Below are 20,605 nucleotides of genomic sequence, written 5' to 3' on the forward strand. Positions count from 1 at the left end.
GGAGGGTATCTCCTTGTCAGGGCGTTAAAGCATTTCCAGCAAGAGTGTGAAGCGGTTTTGCGTGGGATAATGCGTAAAAACAAATAGATAGAGCGGTTTGAATGTTTCGTTTTTAACTGGAACCGCTCTATCAAATTTTATTTATCGCGCAGGATTTCGCGGCGCAGCACGATACTGGTTGTCAGATCTTCCACATTTTCGATTTCTGCAATTTTATTGCGGATTTCGTTCAGAGCATTGATGGAAGGTACTTCTACTTCAACCACCAGATCAAGCTGGCCGCTCACAGAAGAGACTTTGCGCACGGCCGGAAATCCGGCAAGAATGTCGAGAATGGAAATGCTCGGTGTGCGTTTCAGCGTAATCATCAGAAAAGCCTGCAAAGCTGCATCATCCAGCAGGCCGATATCGGCACGGTAGCCACGGATCACGCCGTTCTTTTCAAGACGGGCAACGCGCTCGCTGGTGGCGCTGCGGGACAGACCAACACGCGCTGCAAGGGTCTTCATCGGAATGCGGGCTTCCTGCGACAGAATGGTCAGGATTTTCTGATCCGTTGTGTCAATATCCTGCATCATTCCCCCCTTTGGCCCTCTCTGAAACGGCACGATCCTGATGGTGAAAAGTGCGACCGGCAAAGTGACGGTTACTTGAAACAAAGTGCCGGTGCAACCGGCACTTTGTCTGATGCGCATCTTTTTACGCTGTGCAAATCTGTGGAAATACAGATGCAACGCCTGTCTCAAAAACAGGCAGACAGAACGGAACAGCCATGCTTGATACCGCACCGCAGTTTTCACTTACCGATGCCGCTTCTCTGCTTCAGACACATTATGGTCTGAGCGGTGACCTGTCGCCGCTCAATAGTGAACGCGATCAGAATTTCAAAGTGACCACGGCAGATGGAAAAATCTTCATTCTGAAGATTATCAATGCATCGGAGCCGGTTGTTGAAAGCCGTTTTCAGACTGCTTTGCTGGGGCATATTCGCGATCATGCCGGTCATCTTCCGGTGCCGCATATTGTGCCAACGCTGAAAGGTGACAGCCTTGCCAATACGCTTTCGGTCAATGGTGATGTGCATAATATCCGTCTGGTTGGCTGGGTTGATGGCTTGCCGCTGGCAGAATCCTCCCGCTCATTGCAGGCGTTGGAAGGTTTGGGCGAATTGCTCGGCCAGTTTGATGCCGCCTTGCAGGGCTTCATGCATGGCGGTGCACTGCGTGATCTCGACTGGGATATTACCAAGGCCGGCCGTTCCAATGACCGGTTGCATTTTGTTAAAAATGCCGATGATCGCGCTTTGCTTGAGCGTTTCATCAGCCGTTTTGAAACACAGGTCGTGCCAAAGCTCGGCACGCTGCGCTCGGGTGTAATCCATAATGATGCTAATGACTGGAATGTGCTGGTTGAAGACAGCAACCATGATGTGATTGCCGGTCTGATTGATTTCGGGGATGCGCTTTATACGCCAGTGATTGCGGAAGTGGCGATTGCTGCTGCCTATGCCGGGCTGGATCATGATGCGCCAATTAGTGCCGCCGCTGCTATCGCAAAAGGCTTTCACAAACACTACCCGCTGCGTGAAGAAGAGTTGAATCTGCTCTATGATCTCATCGCCATGCGTCTTGTTACCTCTGTCACGATTTCCGCATCACGCCATGCAGAAACTGCAGATAATCCGTATCTGGCGATCAGTGAAAAACCGGCATGGGATTTTCTGCGCAAGCTCGACCGGATGGAACCACTGTTTGCAACAGCTATCTTGCGCAAGGCCTGCGGCTTTGATGCAGTTTCCGGTGCCTCGGCAACAGTCAGCTGGCTGAAAAATAACCGCTCAAAACTCTTGCCATTGCTGGATAAACCGGTGGCCTCATATCCGGCAGAACTGGTGCCTTACGGCGATCCGACCCATCCGATGACCATCAAGTCGGCAGAAGAACAGCCGGTTATTGCGCAGGCAATGTGGGAAGAGCATTGCGCTGTTACCGGCTCGGAACTTGGCATCGGCCCGTGGGGGGAAGAACGCACTGTTTATGCCGGTACAATGTTTGAATCCAAGCTGGTCAAGGACAAGCGCCGCACCTATCACTTAGGGCTTGATCTGTTCATGGCTTCCGGCACGCCGCTTTATACACCGCTTGATGCGATTGTCCGCAGCGTGGATATTGAGCCGGATCCGTTGGGTTATGGCTGCCTGATTACTCTGGAACATCGCCCCGAGGGCTGTGCGCCATTCATCTCGCTCTGGGGGCATCTGGCGCATGAGGCGGGTAATCGCCTTAGAGCGGGGGATGTTCTGAAAGCTGGTGATCTTGTTGCCGTGATGGGCGATGAAACCGAAAATGGTCATTGGGCACCGCATCTGCATTTGCAGATTTGCACGGATACCCGCCTGACTGCGATGGATATTATCGGTGTGGGTGAAGAAGCCTATCTGGATGTCTGGGCAGAACTGTTTCCTGATGCGCGCAACTATGCCGGTATGGCCGAAGAGTTCTATCAGCAGTCCGGGCGCAGCAAGGAAGAAATCGTGGCTATGCGCCGCGAGATGCTGCTGCCGAACTTGTCGATCTCCTATGAAGATCCAATCAAATTTGTGCGTGGCGACGGCGTCTGGCTGATTGACCATAAAGGCCGCGCCTATCTCGACTGCTTCAACAATGTCTGCCATATCGGCCATGCTCATCCGGCAGTCGTGGAAGCAATGGCAAAACAGGCCTCAACGCTCAACACCAATACCCGCTATCTGCATGATAATATCGTTGCCTATGCCGAGTGTCTGACGGCGACCTTGCCGGATAATCTCACTGTTGCCGGTTTCACCAATAGCGGTTCGGAAGCCAATAGTCTGGCACTGCGCATGATGCGCGTGCATACAGGACGCGAAAATGCGGTTGTACTCGACTGGTCCTATCATGGCACCACACAGGAGCTGATTGATATCAGTCCGTATAAATTCAACCGCAAGGGTGGCAAGGGTGCCAAGCCGCATGTTTATGTGGCGAAAGTGCCGGACAGCTATCGTGCACCGAAAGACTGGTCACCGGAAGATCACGCCAAGCTCTATGCGGAAAGTGTGGCCGAACAGATCACGCTGATGCAGGCAAAGGGCGAAGGGCCGGGCTTCTTTATCGCGGAATCCATTCCGAGTGTTGCCGGTCAGGTCTTTATGCCGGATGGCTACCTCAAGGAAGTTTACAAGATGATCCGCGATGCCGGTGGTATTTGTATTGCCGATGAGGTGCAGGTCGGTTTCGGCCGTGTCGGCAGCCATTGGTGGGCGTTTGAAACGCAAGGCGTTACACCGGATATCGTGACGATGGGCAAGCCGATTGGTGACGGTCATCCGATGGCAGCAATGGTCACCACCCGTGAAATCGCAGACAGCTTCAACAATGGCATGGAATATTTCAACACATTCGGCGGCAATCCGGTGTCCTGTGCCGTTGGTCTTGCTGTTCTGGATGTGATTGAGAGCCAGAACCTGCGCGGCAATGCACTGACAATGGGCAATTATCTGATGGATTCTTTCCGTGAGATGCAGAACCGTTATGAAGTGATCGGCGATGTGCGCGGCCTCGGCCTGTTCCTTGGTATTGAGCTGGTCAATGACCGTTATACCAAAGAACCGGCAACCAATATTGCGCGCGCCGTGTGTAATGTCGCCCGCCGTCGCGGTATTCTGATGGGCACAGAAGGCCCGTTTGATAATGTGCTGAAAATGCGTCCACCAATGATCTTCAGCAAGGCCAATGCCGATTATCTGCTTAATGTGCTGGATGAGGCTTTCGCAGAAGTGACGAAGAAGTAAGTTAAACAAGAAGGCCGGTGAAACTCACCGGCCTTTTGCTTTAGCAGTCATTACACTGACAGCCATAGAATCTGAGTTTCGAAGCTTTACCGATCCCCGGATTGAAACTGTTGGTCGGATCAAGTTTTTTATAGAATGCAGCCTGTTCCGGTTTGGCTTCATAAAGATGACCGACATTATGCTCGGCAGGATATTCTGCGCCACGTGCGCTTATCAATCCCAGCAGATCATGCTTGAATACCTTGGCATCAAAACCCTTTTTCACCACATAATCCTGATGGAAAACATGGCAGAAGAAATGCCCGTAATAGAGTTTTGACAGGCATTGCTGCTCCAGATCGTCCGGCAGAACTTCAAACCAGTCTTGTGTGCTGCGCGGCAAGGCAATATCCAGCGCGACCATATCTTCCGCATCTTTACCATGCACAGTCGCATAGCGGATAGCGGCACCGGCGGCTGCAAAGCGGTGTAGAAATGCTTTCTTGCCCTCTTCTGCCGTGCAGGTGAACCAGTTTCCGCTTCGTGTATTTTCAGCCTTTGTAAACAGGCTGCTTAAGTAATCCCGCGCTTCCTGCACACCCTTGCCGGACATTTTCAGCATCAGATGATGTTCATATTTTTCGTGATAATCCAGCAGGCGTTTTGGCAATACTTCCGGCCAAAGCCGCATCAGTTTTTGCAAAATCCGGTCGGTGAGTGGCGAAGGTAAAAACGGCAAGCGGTTGGTGAAAGCATCAATCCGGCCTTTGAGCGTAAAAAAGCGCGGCATGAATTCTGTGCCGAGCTTGTCGATCATGACAAATGTATCTTTGCCGTAAATGCGGGTTACAGCAAAAGCTTCACGATGCATATATTCACCAGCTACGGGAAGATCGTCAAAATTTTGCAGAATGTGTCGCCGGATTTCGGTGAGGATTTGCGGATTATTCGTGCCAATATAGAAACTTTGCTCTTCGCCTTCCGGTGCAAATGTATCCAGCCGCACGGCAAAAACCGCGAGTTTGCCTGCGCAACCGGAGGCGTTTTTCAGACGACGCGGATCAGCATTGAAACGGGCAGGGCTGTCTTCTTCCACACCACGCACACGAGCGGCATAATCATCATCATGGGCAACTGCATCTGCATTATTGCGGATATCATCCTGAATATAATCACCTTTGTCCAGCCGTGTCAGAATTTCTTCCGGTGTATTGCCGAGATCAATGCCAAGTTCATTGATCAGATGTAATTCACCTTGTTCATCAAGGCGGGCATAGAGCGCCAGTTCCGTATAGGCAGGGCCACGTTTGACCAGTGAACCGCCGGAATTATTGCTGATGCCGCCGATAATTGACGCACCAATACAGGATGAACCGATGACGGAATGCGGCAGACGGTTGTGGGGTTTGAGCAGTTTTTCCAGCTGATACAGCGTTGCACCGGGCAGGCTGATAATCTGTTTCGCGTCATTGATCAAATCAATACGGTTCATCCGTAAAGTGCTGACTAGCACCACAGGCCGGTCATAATCATAACCGCTTGGGGTGGAGCCTTCTGTCAGGCCGGTATTCGCGGCCTGAAAAATGATTGCCGCACCATGTTTCACGCAAACCTGCAATATCCGCCATTGTTCTATAAGGCTTGCCGGAAACACCACTGCCACAGCTGCCCCTTCGCCACTGCGAAACCCTTTGCGATACCGCTCTGTGGCGCGGGCAGATGTCAGAATGTGTTTTCTGCCGACGACAGAACGCAGATCATTGATCAGTTTCTGCGGGGCGGAGGCGGTTGTGCTGGGCTTCATGGGACTGCTTATTCTGCGGATTTGGAACGGATATAGGCAATGAGATCACTGATATCTTCCGGCTTTTTCAGGCCGACAAAGATCATTTTATTGCCCGGAATGAACTGCTTCGGTGCTGTGAGATAAGAGGTCAGTGTTGCTTCGTCCCAAACCATACCGTCTTCACCGGCTTTGGTCATGGCCGGAGAATATTTAAAACTGTCAACCGTTGCGGTCTTACGGCCGAGAATATTCACCAGATGCGGGCCAACGCGGTTTTTCTCATCTTCAATTGTGTGGCAGGCCATGCATTTTGCGAAGACTTTTTTACCTTTGTCGGCATCACCTTCCGCATGGGCAGGTTGGATGAGAGCAAAGCCTGAGAGAACAGCAAGGCCGATAAGAGTTTTTATTGCACTACGCATAGTCATACCTTTTTTAAACCGCAGTTAAAGCATTTCCGGTAACGCAGTCGTCAATGGAACTGCTCTGTTCTGTGGTTTTAAATGAATTCTGCCGCAACGGCGCTGGCATTAGCGTCGCTGCGACAAAGCTGTGCAGAGGAAACATCTTAGTTTACGTCAGATATTTCCTGCAGCCATTTCAGCTGCAATATATTCGGCCTGTCTGATCGCCAGAGATACGATGGTCAGTGTCGGATTTTCTGCCGCTGATGTGGTGAACTGGCTGCCATCCGAAATAAACAGGTTTTTAATATCATGGCTCTGGCCATGTTTGTTCACCACGCCGTCCTGTGCTTTTGCACTCATCCGGTTGGTACCCAGATTATGGGTGGAAGGATAAGGCGGCGTCGGGAAGGCCTTGGTTGCGCCGACAGCTTTATAGAGCGCTTCTCCCTGTTTGTAAGCATGATTACGCATAGCGATGTCATTGGCATGATCCGTGAACCATACATCAGGTATCGGCATGCCATATTGATCTTTCAATTCGCCATGCAGTTTAACGGCATTTTGCTCCTGAGGCAGATCTTCGCCGACAATCCACATGCCCGCCATATTCGGATAATCATCCATAGCGGCTGCAAAAGACCGTCCCCAGCCACCCGGATTAAGGAATGCTGCCATAAAGGGAATCCCCAGCGACAGGGTTTCCAGTTCATAACCGCCGACAAAACCGCGTGACGGATCGTGGCGGGCTTCATCACGGATAATGCCTGCCATAGTGGTGCCGCGATACATGCGAACCGGATTTTCAAACACGCCATAGACGGAACCGGTGGTGTGGCGCATATAGTTTTTTCCGACCTGACCGGAGGAATTGGCAAGACCATCCGGAAACAGGGAGGAAGCCGAGTTTAGTAGCAGGCGCGGACTTTCAATCGAATTACCGGCAACGGCAATGATACGGGCTTTCTGTGTGTGCAGGTTGCCTTCTTTATCCGCATAGGTAACGCCGGTAACTTTGCCGTCTTTGTCATGTTCGATTTTGACAACATGGGCATTATCACGCACTTCGAGTTTGCCGGTGGCTTCACCTTTCGGAATTTCCGTATAAAGGGTTGACCATTTGGCACCCCATTTGCAGCCCTGAAAGCAAAAGCCGGTTTGCTGGCAGGCCATGCGGTCATCACGCTCGGCAGAGTTGATCGCCATATTGCCGGTATGGCATTCTTTATAGCCGAGCTTATCGGCGCCGGCCTTCATGACTTTGAAGTTATTATTACCGGGCAGAGGTTTAATCCCATTGGTATTGGTTACGCCCATTTTGTCTTCGGCACGAGCATAATAAGGCTCTAAATCCTGATAGGTAATCGGCCAGTCCAGCAGGTTGGCACCCTCAATCTTGCCGTAATGGCTCAGGGTTTTGAATTCATGTTCCTGAAAGCGAAGCGATGCACCAGCCCAGTGTGTTGTTGTGCCGCCAACAGCTTTTACAATCCATGCAGGCAGGTTCGGAAAATCTTTTGTTAAGCGCCAGCCACCGCTGCTGGTGCGGTTGTCGCCCCATGAAAGCTGGGCAAAACTGTCCCATTCATCATTGATAAAGTCTTCATACTCATGGCGTTGACCTGCTTCCAGAATGACAACATCAATGCCCTTCTGCGCCAGTTCATTACCCAATGTGCCGCCACCGGCACCGGAGCCGATAATAACGACCACATGGTCATCGGTTAGTTTATAAGGAGCTGCCATAGTTCCCTCCCAAAAGAAAAATGACGTAATTTACTGAAATAGATTGTTAAAATGCGCGGTCAGAGCCACTCGATATCGTCAAAACCGCGTTCGATATAACCACCCTTGGAATAGGATTCGCCCTCATAACCGAACAACGGCCAGAGTTCTTTCTGGTTATAAAGGCTGACAACGAGATCGCTGCGCACAGCCTGAAAAAACGGGGTATCTTCAATGTCACGTAAGATTGCGATGCGGTCTTCTTCCCAACCCATATCGCGGTAGGATGTGCCCGTTGTCGCCGCACGCTTGTCAAGATCGGCAACGCCGTCTTCAATCAAAGCCTGGTGAACTTTGTCTTTCGCGGCTTTAGTCTCATGGCCTTTAATAGCAATGGCATAAAACCGGTCAGCCAGTTTGTCATGCGGATAGATATCGCGTGCCAGTTTGATCAGTGTCGCCATTGTTTCCGGCTTTAAGGCGCTGCTTTCGAGTGCCCATGCATAATTGGCACCGAATACCGTATTGCCCATGACAATGAGTGCAGCACCGGCAGTGCCGCGTTTCAGTAAGTCGCGGCGTGATAGGCCGCGCAGATTTTTGGTTAAGCCTGTCATGTTTCCCTCCCAAGATAGACAGTCATTGCCGGGCAGCACTGCTCAATGCTGCCCGTTTCATGCTTATTTGAAGCGGCGGCCGCGCTGCAAAACTTCGATTTTGTAGCCGTCCGGATCGGTGATGAAGAAGAAGCGACCAACCGGCACACCGTCCGGTTTGAACTCGATCAGCTTGCCCGGATTGAGACCGGCTTGTTCAAGACGGGCATGTTCTGCATCAAGGTCAGACACTGAAACAGCGAGATGGCCGTAGCCGTCACCCAGATTGTAAGGTTCAGTGCGGTCTTTGTTGATCGTGAGTTCAAGTTCAAAATCGCTTTCCGTATTGCTAAGGTAAACAAGCGTGAAAGCCTGAAAATCAAGCCGCTCAGCAATATCCAGATCGAAAGCTGATTTATAGAATGCAAGGGAGCGGGCTTCATCAAGCACGCGGATCATGGAATGGATATTTTTTGCCATAGGACACCGGTTATGAGATATTTAGAATTAGTTTCATTCCAAACTTGCACTTTTTGTCTCATTGCATGGTAGTAGCCCGTTACCGCATGATGATTTTTTATTGTGAAGTGAGCGGATGACGGCGAAATATGCCGGATTACGCTCCGGTATGAATAGAAACGAAAAGAAATTTTAGTGAGGATTGGCCATGTGTGAGGTATTTGCGACGCAGGATCCAGACCGCTATCGTCCGGTTAACCGCTCTGTCCGTATTGGCGGGCATTCCACCAGTATTCAGCTCGAGGCCGCATTCTGGGACATTATTGATGAAATCGCGAGCGGACAGGATATGTCGACTTCGCGTTTTCTTTCCACGCTTTATGATGAAGCAATGCATGTAAATGGTGCGGTGCCGAATTTTGCATCTCTGCTGCGTACCAGCTGCCTGATTTATCAGGGTGGGAATCCGGTGCAGCGTAAAGATATGACAGCACCGCTGATTATTGCTGCCGAATAAATTATATCAGCGATTATGCATGACTTCATGCCAATGCGTGACAAAGTAGCCGCTGCGTATGATTGGAAAATGTTGCTGAAAACGCTATGACATCTGTGAAAGACGGGTTGCTTGCGCAGACAGGCAACCGGCAAATGCGGAGAGAATTGCGTGATACCATTCCTGCAGGCAGACGTTCTGGCAAAACCGGAGCCGTTGGATTTTTACGATGCGTTGCGACTGAGCAGCTTTGGCGGTGATATTGAATTCAGCGCGGCGACAACCACCGTTTATGCAACCGACAATTCCGTTTATCAGGTGCAGCCTCAGGGCGTGGTCTATCCGTGTGGGTTTGAAGATTTGCAGCAGATTGCGCAGCTTCTCCATAAGCCTGAGTTCCGTCACCTGAAAATGGCGATGCGCGGTGGCGGTACCGGCACCAACGGCCAGTCACTGACCGACGGAATTGTGGTTGATACCTCACGCTACATGAACCGTATTCTCTCGATTGATCCGGAAAAGCGCATTGCCCGTGTGCAGAGCGGTGTGGTCAAAGATCAGCTCAACAAAACATTGAAGCCTTATGGCCTGTTTTTCGCACCGGAGCTTTCAACATCGAACCGTGCCACTATCGGCGGTATGATTAATACCGATGCCTGCGGGCAGGGCTCCTGCCTTTATGGCAAAACCTCCAACCATGTTTTGGGCTTACGTGCTGTTTTGATGGATGGCAGTGAGCTGAATACCAGACCGGTTTCAAAGACAGAGCTGCAAGAGTTACAGAAACCGGATAATCGCAGTGGTGCAATCTATCGCCTGATCGATGAGATCGAGCACGATAATCGCGACCTGATTGATAAGACTTTCCCGAAGCTCAACCGCTTTTTGACCGGTTACGATCTGGCGCATTTGCGCGAGAGAGACGGCGGGCTTAATCTCAATTCTCTGCTGTGCGGTGCGGAAGGAACATTGGCGCTGATCGCTGAAGCCGATCTCAATCTGCTGCCGCTCCCGCGTTTCGCGGCATTGATCAATATCCGCTATGATGACTTCAACACTGCGCTGCGCGATGCCCGTTTTCTCACCGGATTGCAGGTAGCATCGGTTGAGACAGTAGATGCCAAGGTGCTGTCACTGGCGCGCGGCGATATTATCTGGAGCCGGATTGCGGATTATTTTCCGTCAGAGGAAGGCAAGCGCACAGACGGTATCAATATTGCCGAGGTGCTGGCCGACAGTGCCGAGGAACTGGCGGAGAAAATCCGTTTTGTCAGCCAGTCTCTGGCAAATTCTCCGCAAAGCGGCCGTCATGGTTTTACCATCACAGAAAAACCGGATGATATTGAAGCGATCTGGACAATGCGCAAACGCGCGGTTGGTTTGCTCGGCAATGTCGAAGGCGCGCGCCGACCAGTTGCATTTGTGGAAGATACGGCGGTGCCGCCGGAAAATCTGGCCGATTATATTCTCGAATTTCGCGCGCTGCTGGATGGGGAAGGGCTGGATTACGGCATGTTCGGCCATGTCGATGCAGGCGTGTTGCATGTGCGCCCCGCTCTCGATCTGTCTGACCCCGCACAGGAAATAATGATCCGCCGTATCTCCGATGCGGTGGTGGCGTTGACGCTGAAATATGGCGGCGTTTTGTGGGGCGAACACGGTAAGGGTGTGCGCTCGGAATATGTGCCGGAGTTTTTTGGCCCGCTTTATCCGCAATTGCAGCGTATTAAAGCTGCTTTTGATCCTTATAATCAGCTCAATGCCGGTAAGATTGCCACGCCGGATGATCAGCCGCTGACAAAGATCGACGAGCTGGCCTTTCGTGGTCAGAAAGACCGGATCATCCCTGCAGATGTGCGCAATGCTTATGACAATGCGCCTTATTGCAACGGTAACGGCGCTTGTTTTGATTTCAACACAGATTCCGCTATGTGCCCGTCTTTCAAAGGCAGCGGCGACCGGCGTTATTCTCCGAAAGGCCGTGCTTCGCTGATCCGCGAATGGCTGCGTCTGTTGAGCGAAAAGGGTATTGATCCGCGCCGTTCGGCACAGGCGTTGCGGGATAAGCCGCTATGGAGTGGTTTGCTTGGTCGTATCAGCAACAGTCTAGGCTCGAAAAACCGCGATGACTTTTCCCATCAGGTGCGTGATGCGATGGATACCTGCCTTGCCTGTAAGGCTTGCGCAGGTCAATGTCCGGTCAAGGTCAATGTGCCTGCCTTCCGCTCCAAATTCCTTGAGCTTTATTACAGCCGCTATCTGCGTCCGCTGAAAGACCCGCTGATTGCCTCGATTGAACATATGATGCCGCTGGTTGCCAAAACCGGCAGGCTTTATAATGGCGTGATGGGCAGTGGTCTTGGCCGTTGGGGTATGAAACAGGTTGGCCTCACAGCTCTGCCGTCCCTAAGCGATGTTCGCCTGACAAAAGAACTGTGCGCCCGCAATATTCATATGGCGGATGCAAATGTGCTGAATAACCTGAGTGCGGAACAGAAAACCAAAGCGGTTATTCTGGTGCAGGACAGCTTTACGAGTTTCTTCGATACACAATTGCTGCTGGATGTGCTGGATCTGCTGAAAGCGCTCGGCTTCACACCTTATCTGGCTGAATTGAAACCGAACGGCAAAGCGCAGCATGTGCATGGTTATCTGAAGTCTTTCACCCGTACGGCGCGCAATACCAGTCTTTATCTCAACACTCTGGCGCAAAGCGGTGTGCCGCTGGTCGGGCTTGATCCGTCGATGACGCTGACCTATCGCAGTGAATATCGCTCGGCGCTGCCAAATGAAGCCGTGCCGGATGTGAAGCTGCCACAGGAATGGCTGGCTCAGCATCTGGGGCAGATTGCCTCCGGGATTAAACCATCGGCTGAGCACAGCACACAGAATTATATGCTGCTGCCGCATTGTACCGAAAAGACTAATGCCACGCCGACAATTGCGGCTTGGGTTGCGATCTTTAAACATTTCGGCATCAATATGGTGATTGGAGAAAGCGGTTGCTGCGGTATGGCCGGTACTTTTGGTCATGAGTTGCGCAATCGTGCACTGTCCGAAAATATCTATGATCTGAGCTGGCGGCAGAAAATGCAGACCCATGGCCGCGAGCAAATTGTTATGGCCACAGGTTTTTCCTGCCGTTCGCAGGTTGAGATCATGGAAAAGACGCAAATTCAGCATCCTTTGCAGGTTCTGAAGCAGTTGATCTCTTCTTTGTAACGGGTGCCATGATTCCAAAGCGTAGAAAAACTTTAGCTGTCTTGCTGGTTCTGGCGCTGGCTGTGCCGGTTGCGGGTTTTGCTTATACGAAAGTGCTGGGACGTTTCGGTTCCGGCACTGCACCGGTTATGGCGGCTGTTGAACAACAGGCAGATAAAATCATCGTGCGTAAAGGTCAGCGTGAGTTGCAATTGCTGCGCGGTGATGAAGTCTTGCGCACATATCGCATTGCGCTGGGTGGCGCACCGGAGGGGCATAAATTACAGGAAGGCGATCAGAAGACGCCGGTCGGTGATTATGTGATTGATTGGCGTAATCCGCGATCCATGGCGCATCTTAGCCTGCATATTTCTTATCCCAATGAGCAGGACGCGCTGAGAGCCAAAGAGGCCAATGTTTCACCCGGCGGCAATATTATGATCCATGGCCTGGCAAATGGCTGGGGCGCGCTTGGAGCTATCCATCATCTCTGGGACTGGACGGATGGTTGTGTGGCCGTGACCAATAGCGAAATGCAGGAGATTTGGTCCTTGGTGCCTACAGGCACGCCGATTTTGATTTCTGAGTAATCATGTTTGAAATGTGGCCTTTTTTCATTGAAAACGGGTCGCAGCTCTTGAAGCCTGAGCAGGAATGATTAATTACTATACATCTGTAGTATGAAGGCTGCGGAATTTTCTGCTGGTGAGAGGCACCGGCATCCGCCTTGCGTTTGTTTGAAGCAACCGGGTTGATCATTACAGAACTAACACGGTACCGGGCCCCTCTGGCGAGAGTTTTTACGGCGCTCTCGTGATGTCGGTACTGCCGCAAATTTAGCCGGCGGACATGTGATCATGAAAATCTGTTTCATGTTTTTTGCGGAAGGCCATCAGGCCATTTCCGCTTTTAACTCTTGTTCTCACACTGAAAATTCATATCGGGCAGACCGGTCTCCCGCCTTTCATCCGGCTAATAAGGAGATCGTGAAATGAGCACGCCTACACCTCATAAAACTGTTCTGAGTTATTTTACCTGGTCATTTATTGTCACCGTTGTCGGTTTGGCACTCGGCGCATGGCTTGGCTGGCAGTCCTCCGGCACAATCGGTGGTATGGCCTCGATCTTCTTTATCTGTGCGGTTCTCGCCGTGCTGGAAATCTCGCTGTCCTTCGACAATGCCGTGGTCAATGCCAATAAGCTGAAAGACATGACGCCGGAATGGCAGCATCGCTTTCTGACCTGGGGTATTATCATTGCCGTTTTTGGTATGCGTATTATCTTCCCGCTGCTGGTAGTGGTGATTGCTGCGGGCATCGGCCCGATTGAAGCGATTGTGCTTGCTGCATCGAAGCCGGAAGAATATGCGCGGATCATGACGGATGCGCATCTGCCGATTGCCGCTTTCGGCGGTACATTCCTGTTGATGGTCGCGCTGACCTATTTCTTCAACTCCGATAAGGATGTGCATTGGTTTGGCCCGTTGGAACGCCCGATGGCACGTCTTGCGGAAATCAAAGGTATTGAAGTTGCGCTCGTTCTGATCCTGTTGCTGACGTTCTCGTCGGTGCTTGGTGAGGTCGAAGGCACAACATTCCTTTATTCCGGTATTTACGGCTTGCTGACTTTCCTCGCAGTGGAAGTTCTGGGTGGTATTCTTGATGCTTCACAGAAAACGCTGAATGCAGCGGCGCAGGGTGGTTTTGGTGCCTTCCTTTATCTCGAAGTGCTGGATGCCAGCTTCTCCTTCGACGGTGTGATCGGTGCATTTGCTCTGTCGCAGAACCTGTTCGTGATTGCGATTGGTCTGGGTATCGGTGCTATGTATGTGCGTTCTATGACTATTATGCTGGTCGAAAAAGGCACGTTGAGCGAATACCGCTATCTGGAGCATGGCGCATTCTATGCGATCCTGATCCTCTCGGTGGTGATGTATTTCCAGACACTCGTGCATATTCCGGAAGTGATTACCGGTCTTGGCGGTGCGGTGCTGATCGGTATCGCCTTCTGGGCATCGGTTCGTCACAATCGTCGTGAAGAAGCACATGCTGAGCAGGGCAAGACTGTTGCGGCTGAATAATCAGCCTCTAGTCCTTCACTAAAATATGAGCCGCCGGAGTGATCCGGCGGTTTTTTATATTTTGCAACATTGCAAAACTGCGATTATTGCTCATTGATGAGACAGGCATAATAACCAATAGCCATTGGCTATCGGTGGCAGCGGGAACGGAAAGCGGATATGACAGCAAGTGGACAGAACGGGAATAACGGACAGGCTGTTGCTGCCAGTGTAGATACTGTGAAGCCGCCTGTACTGCAGGGCCTGTGGCGCTCTTATATGCTGATTTTTCTGCCGATGTTGCTGTCCAATGTGTTGCAGGCAGCATCCGGGACGCTGAATGGTGTGTTTGTCGGCCGGATGATGGGCGTCGATGCACTGGCGGCTATGTCCGCTTTTTCACCGGTGTTCTTTTTGTTCCTCGGGCTGATTATTGGTCTCGGTGCCGGTGCAACTGTGCTGATCGGTCAGGCATGGGGCGCGCGGGACATGGTCAAACTCCATGGCATTGCGGGGAGTGCGGTGGCTATGGTGATGACCGTTTCTATCACTGTGGCAATAATCGGCGGATTATTTGCTACACAGTTCATGGCATTCCTAGGCACGCCCGTGGCGGTGCTTGAAGAATCCTCTCATTATGCGCGTATCATGATGATGGGTATGCCGGTGATTTTTCTGCTATGGCTGATGAGCAATATGAGTCGTGGTGTGGGTGATGCGGTCAGTCCGCTCTGGGCTTTGGTGATCGCCACAGGTGTTGCCATGGTGCTGACACCAATATTTATTGAAGGCTGGCTGGGCTTTCCGCAGCTGGGTGTGATGAGTGCGGCTGTTTCAACAGTGATTGCTTCCGCTGTAGCTCTGATCTGGTTGATATGGTTTTGGAACCGTCGCAATCATCCGATGGCTTTTACGCGGCAATTTCTGGCGCTGGTGCGGTTTAACAGTACCTATTGTAAGACAATCCTGCGTGTTGGATTGCCGACAGCTTTGCAAATGCTGACAATCGCTTTTGCCGAAATCGTGCTGCTGGGGCTGGTCAACGGACATGGTACGCAAGCAACGGCTGCCTATGGTGCAATTGTGCAGACATTGGGCTGGGTGCAGTTTCCGGCTATTTCTATCGGTATCACGGCCTCTATTCTGGCGGCGCAGGCTGTCGGGGCAGGGCGCAATGAGCAGGTGCATAAGATTGTCATTGCCGGATTGCAGCTGAACTGGCTGGTCACGGGTTCCTGTGTCGCACTGGCTTATTTACTGTCCGGTTATATTACCAGTGCTTTCCTCACCGAACAGGCTGTGGCTGATCTGGCAGCGCATTTGCTGCATATCGTGCTTTGGACGATTGTGCTGTTTGGTATGAACATCGTGTTTATGAGTGCAATGCGGGCGAGCGGCGCGATTTATGCGCCGACTGCGCTGACGATGAGTGCCCTTGTGCTGGTGGAAATTCCCGCAGCTTACACCTTCAATCACTGGATCGGCATTGACGGTATCTGGTGGGCTTATTCACTGACTTTCGTAACAATGTTGTGCCTGCAATCGGGCTATTATTATTTCATCTTCAGGAAGCGGAAAATTGTGAAACTGATTTAGAGCGCCGTGTGCCACACTTGGCACTACACAAGGTCGCTCTAACATTTTAAAATGAGAGCATAATTTTACTTTAAACTGATCCAAGTTTAAGGAATTATGCTCTAAAAAAGCCGGCAGTGCCGGCTTTTTTGTTGTTATCTCACATTGGCTGCGAGGCCGGAGAGAACGCCCATCCAGCCGACAGCCTCAGCGACATTTTTGCAATCAAAGCTGATTGTGGTGGCATCTGGACGTTTGGCACAAGGGATAATCGCCATCTGATCGGCGAGCAGCGGTGAATTCATGATGAATTCTGCATGTATGCGGCCGGTAAACGGCTTCCAGACTTTGAGCTCGCTTTTACGTTCAACGGCCTTTTTCGCCCGATCATAGATCATTGTACGGGCATTTTGCACGGAAACCTGACGGGCTGCGCGGTTGCCGAGTGCAGTTTTAACCGTGGCAAATTCAGCTTGCGGGAAGAACGGACGGTTTTCCTGTTCAGTCTGATCGTCACCGCTGATCAAAGCCACCGGCACACCAAGCTCACCGGCATAGGCACCATAAAAGCCTGGCTCGCCAACAACCTGACCATTGAGTTTAATGGTGCGGAAAGCAAAGCCGTTGGTGGTATGAGCAAGCACGCCATATTGCGCGGCACTGGCATGGTGGCCGGTGAAGAACAACAGGTCAAAACTTTCATTCAGACCGGCAGCCATATTGAATTTTTTTGGGCGGCCAAGGATCAGCTCTGCCGCCGGATGCAGCATTTCCGGAATGATATTGACCATTGGTCCGTGAGAGTCATTGACCAGAATATACTCTGCTCCGCCTGCCAATGCGCCTTCGATAGCGGAATTGACTTCTTCTGTCATTAAGCGGCGTGCGCGTTCATATTCCGGATTGCCAGGCTGACCCTGCTGGGATGTTACAACGCCTGCAACACCTTCAATATCCGCACAAATATAGACTCTCATATTTTCCCTCCGGTAATCATGATTGATTCCGTGCGCTACCTTGACAAAAAAGCCCCGCAGCTTCAACCGAAGCGCGGGGCTTAAAACTTTTAAAATCTTGTAGCTAAGGCAGATTAGCTGAAGTCAGCAGGATTGATGCCAAGCGTACGCAAATCTCTTTCATGCGGGCGGCGGCGACCTTCAACGGCGGCGGCAGCGGAAGCGGCAGCGCCGAAAACTGCCAATGCGCGGGCGATGAAGTTACGGGAATGCTTTGTGCGTTCAGTCATCTTGCTTCTCCGTGTTTGGGGCTTCGTCTTTTGCAAAGCCGTAATCTGATGTTTTAAAGATGGGCTCGGAGAAGCACTTTCACAACTGCTGTAAAGGCAGAGCTGCCATGCATGAATCGCATGGCCAGCTACAATAAAAAACCCGCCGTGTTAAGCGGCGGGTTTTTATATAGATCATGCGGGCGTGATTAGTCTTCGTTTGCCGCAAGTTGTGAGAGTACCTGTCCACGGCCACGGGCACGCATAATCAGCGGTACAATTAGAGCCAGCGCTGCAATGGTGAGCAGAACAGCGGCAATCGGTGAGGTAAACAGCACTGTTACATCGCCCTGACTGATCGACAAAGCACGGCGCAACTGTTGTTCTGCCAAGGGGCCGAGGATCAAGCCGACAACCGCAGGGGCGATCGGATAACCGTAAATGCGCATACCATAACCCATCAGACCGAAGGCCAGCAGCATGCCGAGTTCAAACACAGACGGGTTCGCGCCGATGGTGCCAAGGGTGGCGAACATCAGAATACCGGCATAGAGCCACGGCTTCGGAATGCTCAACAGTTTCACCCACAGGCCGATCAGCGGCAGGTTGAGCACCAGCAACATGAAATTAGCGATGAGCAGACTGGCAATCAGACCCCAGACCAGCTGCGGATTGGTAGCAAACAGTAATGGGCCCGGTTGCAGACCATATTGCTGGAAACCGGCCAGCATGATTGCCGCAGTGGCTGTTGTCGGCAGACCGAGCGTCAGCAATGGCACAAGCGTACCGGCCGCCGAGGCATTATTGGCCGCTTCAGGCCCTGCAACACCTTCAATCGCGCCATGACCGAATTCTTCCGGATGTTTGGTGAGTTTGCGCTCCGCTGCATAGGACAGGAATGTGCCGATTTCCGCGCCACCGGCAGGCATGGCACCAATCGGAAAGCCGATAAAAGTCCCGCGCAGCCAAGGTTTCCATGAGCGCGCCCAGTCAGAAGCGGACATCCACAGTGAGCCTTTTACCGCTTCGACTTTATCCGGTGCCCGCGCGCCTTGCGCGGCGATATAAAGCGTTTCGCCAATCGCAAACATGGCAACGGCAAGAGTTGTCACTTCAATACCGTCCAGCAGATCAGGCACACCAAAGGACAGGCGTGCCTGACCGGTAAGCTGGTCAATACCGATGGTTGCAAGCGCAAGGCCGATAAACAGCGAGGTTAGCCCCCGCAAAGCACTGTCACCAAAAGCAGAGGAGACCGTGACGAAAGCCAGCACCATCAGCGCAAAATACTCGCGGGGGCCAAAAACCAGTGCGAGTTTGACGATGTAAGGCGCGATAAAAGCGAGGCCGATGGTGGCGATCAGACCGGCAACAAAAGAACCGATGGCGGCCGTGGCCAATGCAGGGCCACCGCGACCTTTGCGTGCCATTTTGTTACCTTCCAGAGCGGTAACAATCGAGGCACTTTCACCCGGTGTATTTAGCAGGATGGAGGTGGTGGAGCCGCCATACATGCCGCCGTAGTAAATACCGGCAAACATAATCAGAGAGCCTGCTGCATCAAGCTGATAGGTCACAGGCAGCAGCAGGGCAACTGTGAGCGCAGGGCCGATGCCCGGAAGTACGCCGACAGCAGTGCCGAGTGTTACGCCGATCAGTGCGTAAAGCAGGTTCATCGGTTGCATCGCAACCCCAACGCCCTGCATCAGAAAATCAAATGTAGACATTTAAGCATTTCCCACTTTTGTCTCAGAGCTTCTCAAAGCCGCAGGCGTCATGGTAAGGCGCGGCGTTGAGGAGACAGTCTGCGGATTTCAGAAGAACAACCGCTCTAAAGGGCCCGCAGGCAGCGATAATTGCAGCAATTTGGCAAAAATCAGCCAGATCACATAGCAGGCAGCAATGCCGACAGGGATTGAGAACCACAATTTACGTTTGCCGAAACCATAGGCTGTCAGGGCAAACATGATGCCTGTGGCGATGGAAAAACCTGCGATATTGAGCAGCAGCATTTGCGCGGTCAGACCGCCGACAATCCAGAGAACCGGCTTGACTTCCTGCGGCTCGCGCTCAGGAAAATCATTGCGAAAAGCTGCAATAATTGTCCAGACTGCCAGTCCCGCGAGAGCAAAGGCAATGGCTTTGGGAACCGTTGCAGGACCAACTTGTGAATAGCCGGCAGACTCAGAAAGACGGGTCATGTCCCAGAACATAATGCCGGAAACAACGAGCAGGATGGCGGCGATACAAAGCGCCGCCCGATCGGGGCGACGCTCTGTTGCTGATTTCAGCGTACTCATTGAACCAGACCGATATCTTTCAGAACACCTTCGGTCGCCTCAATATCCTTGTCGAGCTGTGCATCAAATGCATCGCCTGCCAGATAGGTGTCGGCCCAGCCTTTGGTTTTCAGCGTGTCCTGCCATGTTTTGGATTTGGCCAGTTTTTCAATATCGGCATTGATCGCGGCTTTCTGCTCAGCGGAAATGCCAGGTGCAGCTGCCAGCATGCGCCAGTTTTCAACCACAACATCAAGGCCGGATTCTTTCAGTGTCGGCGCATCAATACCTTCAAGGCGCTCGGCGCTGGAAATTGCAAGCAGACGCAATGTGCCGGATTTAACCTGCGATTCAAATTCACCATAGCCGGAAATACCGGCAGAAACCTGACTGCCAAGGATAGCGGCCAGTGCTTCACCACCGCCGGAATAGGCGATGTAGTTGATTTTCTTAGGATCAACGCCCGCAGCCTTGGCAATCAGACCAACCGCAATATGGTCAGTCCCACCGGCCGAGCCGCCGCCCCATGAAACAGCACCCGGATCTTTTTTGAGCGCTTCAACCAGATCGCCGATGTTTTGGAAAGGGGATGAAGCAGGCACAACAATGGCTTCATATTCGCCGGTCAGACGAGCAATCGGGGTAACATCTTTCAGCGTTACCGGTGATTTATTGGTAAGAATAGCACCGACCATCACATAGCCGCCGACGATCAGGGCATCGCCTTTGCCTTTTTGCTGACTGGCAAATTGTGCAAGGCCGATTGTACCACCGGCACCTGGTACGTTCTGTACCTGTACTTTACCGGAAATGCCTTCCTGCTGCAGAACAGTCTGCAGGGAACGGGCTGTCTGATCCCAGCCTCCGCCCGGATTGGCCGGTGCGATAATGGTGTAATCTGCTGCATAGGCAGGCAGTGCTAATGCGCTTGCAAAAAGGGAAGCGAGTAAAAATTTTTTCACGTCTGATCCTCCGGATGCTGCGTTTCAACGCAGGCTGTGCTTTTA

17 protein-coding genes are annotated in these 20,605 nt (G+C 51.9%); 6 read left to right on the forward strand and 11 right to left on the reverse strand.

What is annotated here, in order from left to right; all coding sequences use genetic code 11:
* Positions 1-137: 137 nt before the first annotated feature.
* The gene (locus QUF18_RS02515; protein ID WP_289384948.1) at positions 138-695 is read right to left on the reverse strand and encodes an Lrp/AsnC family transcriptional regulator; all 558 of its coding nucleotides are present in this window, start codon (positions 693-695) and stop codon (positions 138-140) included.
* A gap of 77 nt (positions 696-772) precedes the next feature.
* Between QUF18_RS02515 and QUF18_RS02520 the strand changes: the two genes are divergently transcribed.
* The gene (locus QUF18_RS02520) at positions 773-3,814 is read left to right on the forward strand and encodes an aminotransferase class III-fold pyridoxal phosphate-dependent enzyme (protein WP_289384950.1); all 3,042 of its coding nucleotides are present in this window, start codon (positions 773-775) and stop codon (positions 3,812-3,814) included.
* 40 nt (positions 3,815-3,854) lie between these two features.
* Here the strand turns inward: QUF18_RS02520 and dld are convergent, their stop codons facing one another.
* From dld to QUF18_RS02545, 5 genes are all read right to left on the reverse strand, one after another.
* A complete protein-coding gene (gene dld, locus QUF18_RS02525) occupies positions 3,855-5,597 on the reverse strand; it encodes a D-lactate dehydrogenase (protein WP_289384952.1) in 1,743 nt (580 codons plus the stop codon).
* Positions 5,598-5,605: 8 nt separating this feature from the next.
* The gene (locus tag QUF18_RS02530) at positions 5,606-6,001 is read right to left on the reverse strand and encodes a c-type cytochrome (RefSeq protein WP_289384954.1); all 396 of its coding nucleotides are present in this window, start codon (positions 5,999-6,001) and stop codon (positions 5,606-5,608) included.
* A gap of 156 nt (positions 6,002-6,157) precedes the next feature.
* Positions 6,158-7,729, reverse strand: a complete 1,572-nt coding sequence (locus QUF18_RS02535) for a GMC family oxidoreductase (RefSeq protein WP_289384956.1) — start codon at positions 7,727-7,729, stop codon at positions 6,158-6,160.
* 59 nt (positions 7,730-7,788) lie between these two features.
* Positions 7,789-8,325, reverse strand: a complete 537-nt coding sequence (locus QUF18_RS02540; protein ID WP_289384958.1) for a twin-arginine translocation signal domain-containing protein — start codon at positions 8,323-8,325, stop codon at positions 7,789-7,791.
* Positions 8,326-8,388: 63 nt separating this feature from the next.
* Positions 8,389-8,784, reverse strand: a complete 396-nt coding sequence (locus QUF18_RS02545; protein ID WP_289384961.1) for a VOC family protein — start codon at positions 8,782-8,784, stop codon at positions 8,389-8,391.
* 187 nt (positions 8,785-8,971) lie between these two features.
* On the opposite strand from QUF18_RS02545, the gene QUF18_RS02550 reads away from it, so the two are divergent.
* The 5 genes from QUF18_RS02550 (at position 8,972) to QUF18_RS02570 (ending at position 16,115) form a co-directional block, all read left to right on the forward strand.
* Positions 8,972-9,280, forward strand: a complete 309-nt coding sequence (locus QUF18_RS02550) for a ribbon-helix-helix domain-containing protein (RefSeq protein ID WP_289384963.1) — start codon at positions 8,972-8,974, stop codon at positions 9,278-9,280.
* 150 nt (positions 9,281-9,430) lie between these two features.
* A complete protein-coding gene (gene ydiJ, locus QUF18_RS02555) occupies positions 9,431-12,481 on the forward strand; it encodes a D-2-hydroxyglutarate dehydrogenase YdiJ (protein WP_289384965.1) in 3,051 nt (1,016 codons plus the stop codon).
* An 8-nt stretch (positions 12,482-12,489) separates the two neighbouring features.
* Positions 12,490-13,050, forward strand: a complete 561-nt coding sequence (locus tag QUF18_RS02560; RefSeq protein ID WP_289384967.1) for a L,D-transpeptidase family protein — start codon at positions 12,490-12,492, stop codon at positions 13,048-13,050.
* Positions 13,051-13,451: 401 nt separating this feature from the next.
* The gene (locus tag QUF18_RS02565; protein ID WP_289384969.1) at positions 13,452-14,540 is read left to right on the forward strand and encodes a DUF475 domain-containing protein; all 1,089 of its coding nucleotides are present in this window, start codon (positions 13,452-13,454) and stop codon (positions 14,538-14,540) included.
* Positions 14,541-14,699: 159 nt separating this feature from the next.
* On the forward strand, positions 14,700-16,115 hold the full coding sequence (locus QUF18_RS02570; protein ID WP_289384971.1) for an MATE family efflux transporter: 1,416 nt from the start codon (positions 14,700-14,702) through the stop codon (positions 16,113-16,115).
* Positions 16,116-16,249: 134 nt separating this feature from the next.
* Here the strand turns inward: QUF18_RS02570 and QUF18_RS02575 are convergent, their stop codons facing one another.
* From QUF18_RS02575 to QUF18_RS02595, 5 genes are all read right to left on the reverse strand, one after another.
* Complete coding sequence (locus QUF18_RS02575) at positions 16,250-17,071, reverse strand: M55 family metallopeptidase (protein ID WP_289384973.1); 822 nt, start codon at positions 17,069-17,071, stop codon at positions 16,250-16,252.
* A gap of 113 nt (positions 17,072-17,184) precedes the next feature.
* Complete coding sequence (locus QUF18_RS02580; RefSeq protein WP_289384977.1) at positions 17,185-17,340, reverse strand: hypothetical protein; 156 nt, start codon at positions 17,338-17,340, stop codon at positions 17,185-17,187.
* A gap of 188 nt (positions 17,341-17,528) precedes the next feature.
* Positions 17,529-19,046 (reverse strand): tripartite tricarboxylate transporter permease, encoded by a 1,518-nt coding sequence (locus tag QUF18_RS02585; RefSeq protein ID WP_289384979.1) that lies wholly within the window; start codon positions 19,044-19,046, stop codon positions 17,529-17,531.
* A gap of 87 nt (positions 19,047-19,133) precedes the next feature.
* The gene (locus QUF18_RS02590; RefSeq protein ID WP_289384980.1) at positions 19,134-19,619 is read right to left on the reverse strand and encodes a tripartite tricarboxylate transporter TctB family protein; all 486 of its coding nucleotides are present in this window, start codon (positions 19,617-19,619) and stop codon (positions 19,134-19,136) included.
* Complete coding sequence (locus QUF18_RS02595) at positions 19,616-20,560, reverse strand: Bug family tripartite tricarboxylate transporter substrate binding protein (protein ID WP_289384981.1); 945 nt, start codon at positions 20,558-20,560, stop codon at positions 19,616-19,618. Before QUF18_RS02595 ends, QUF18_RS02590 begins: the two co-directional genes overlap by 4 nt.
* Positions 20,561-20,605 lie beyond the last annotated feature (45 nt).

The sequence above is a fragment of the Pseudochrobactrum kiredjianiae genome, from assembly GCF_030362795.1.
Classification (GTDB): Bacteria; Pseudomonadota; Alphaproteobacteria; order Rhizobiales; family Rhizobiaceae; genus Pseudochrobactrum; species Pseudochrobactrum kiredjianiae.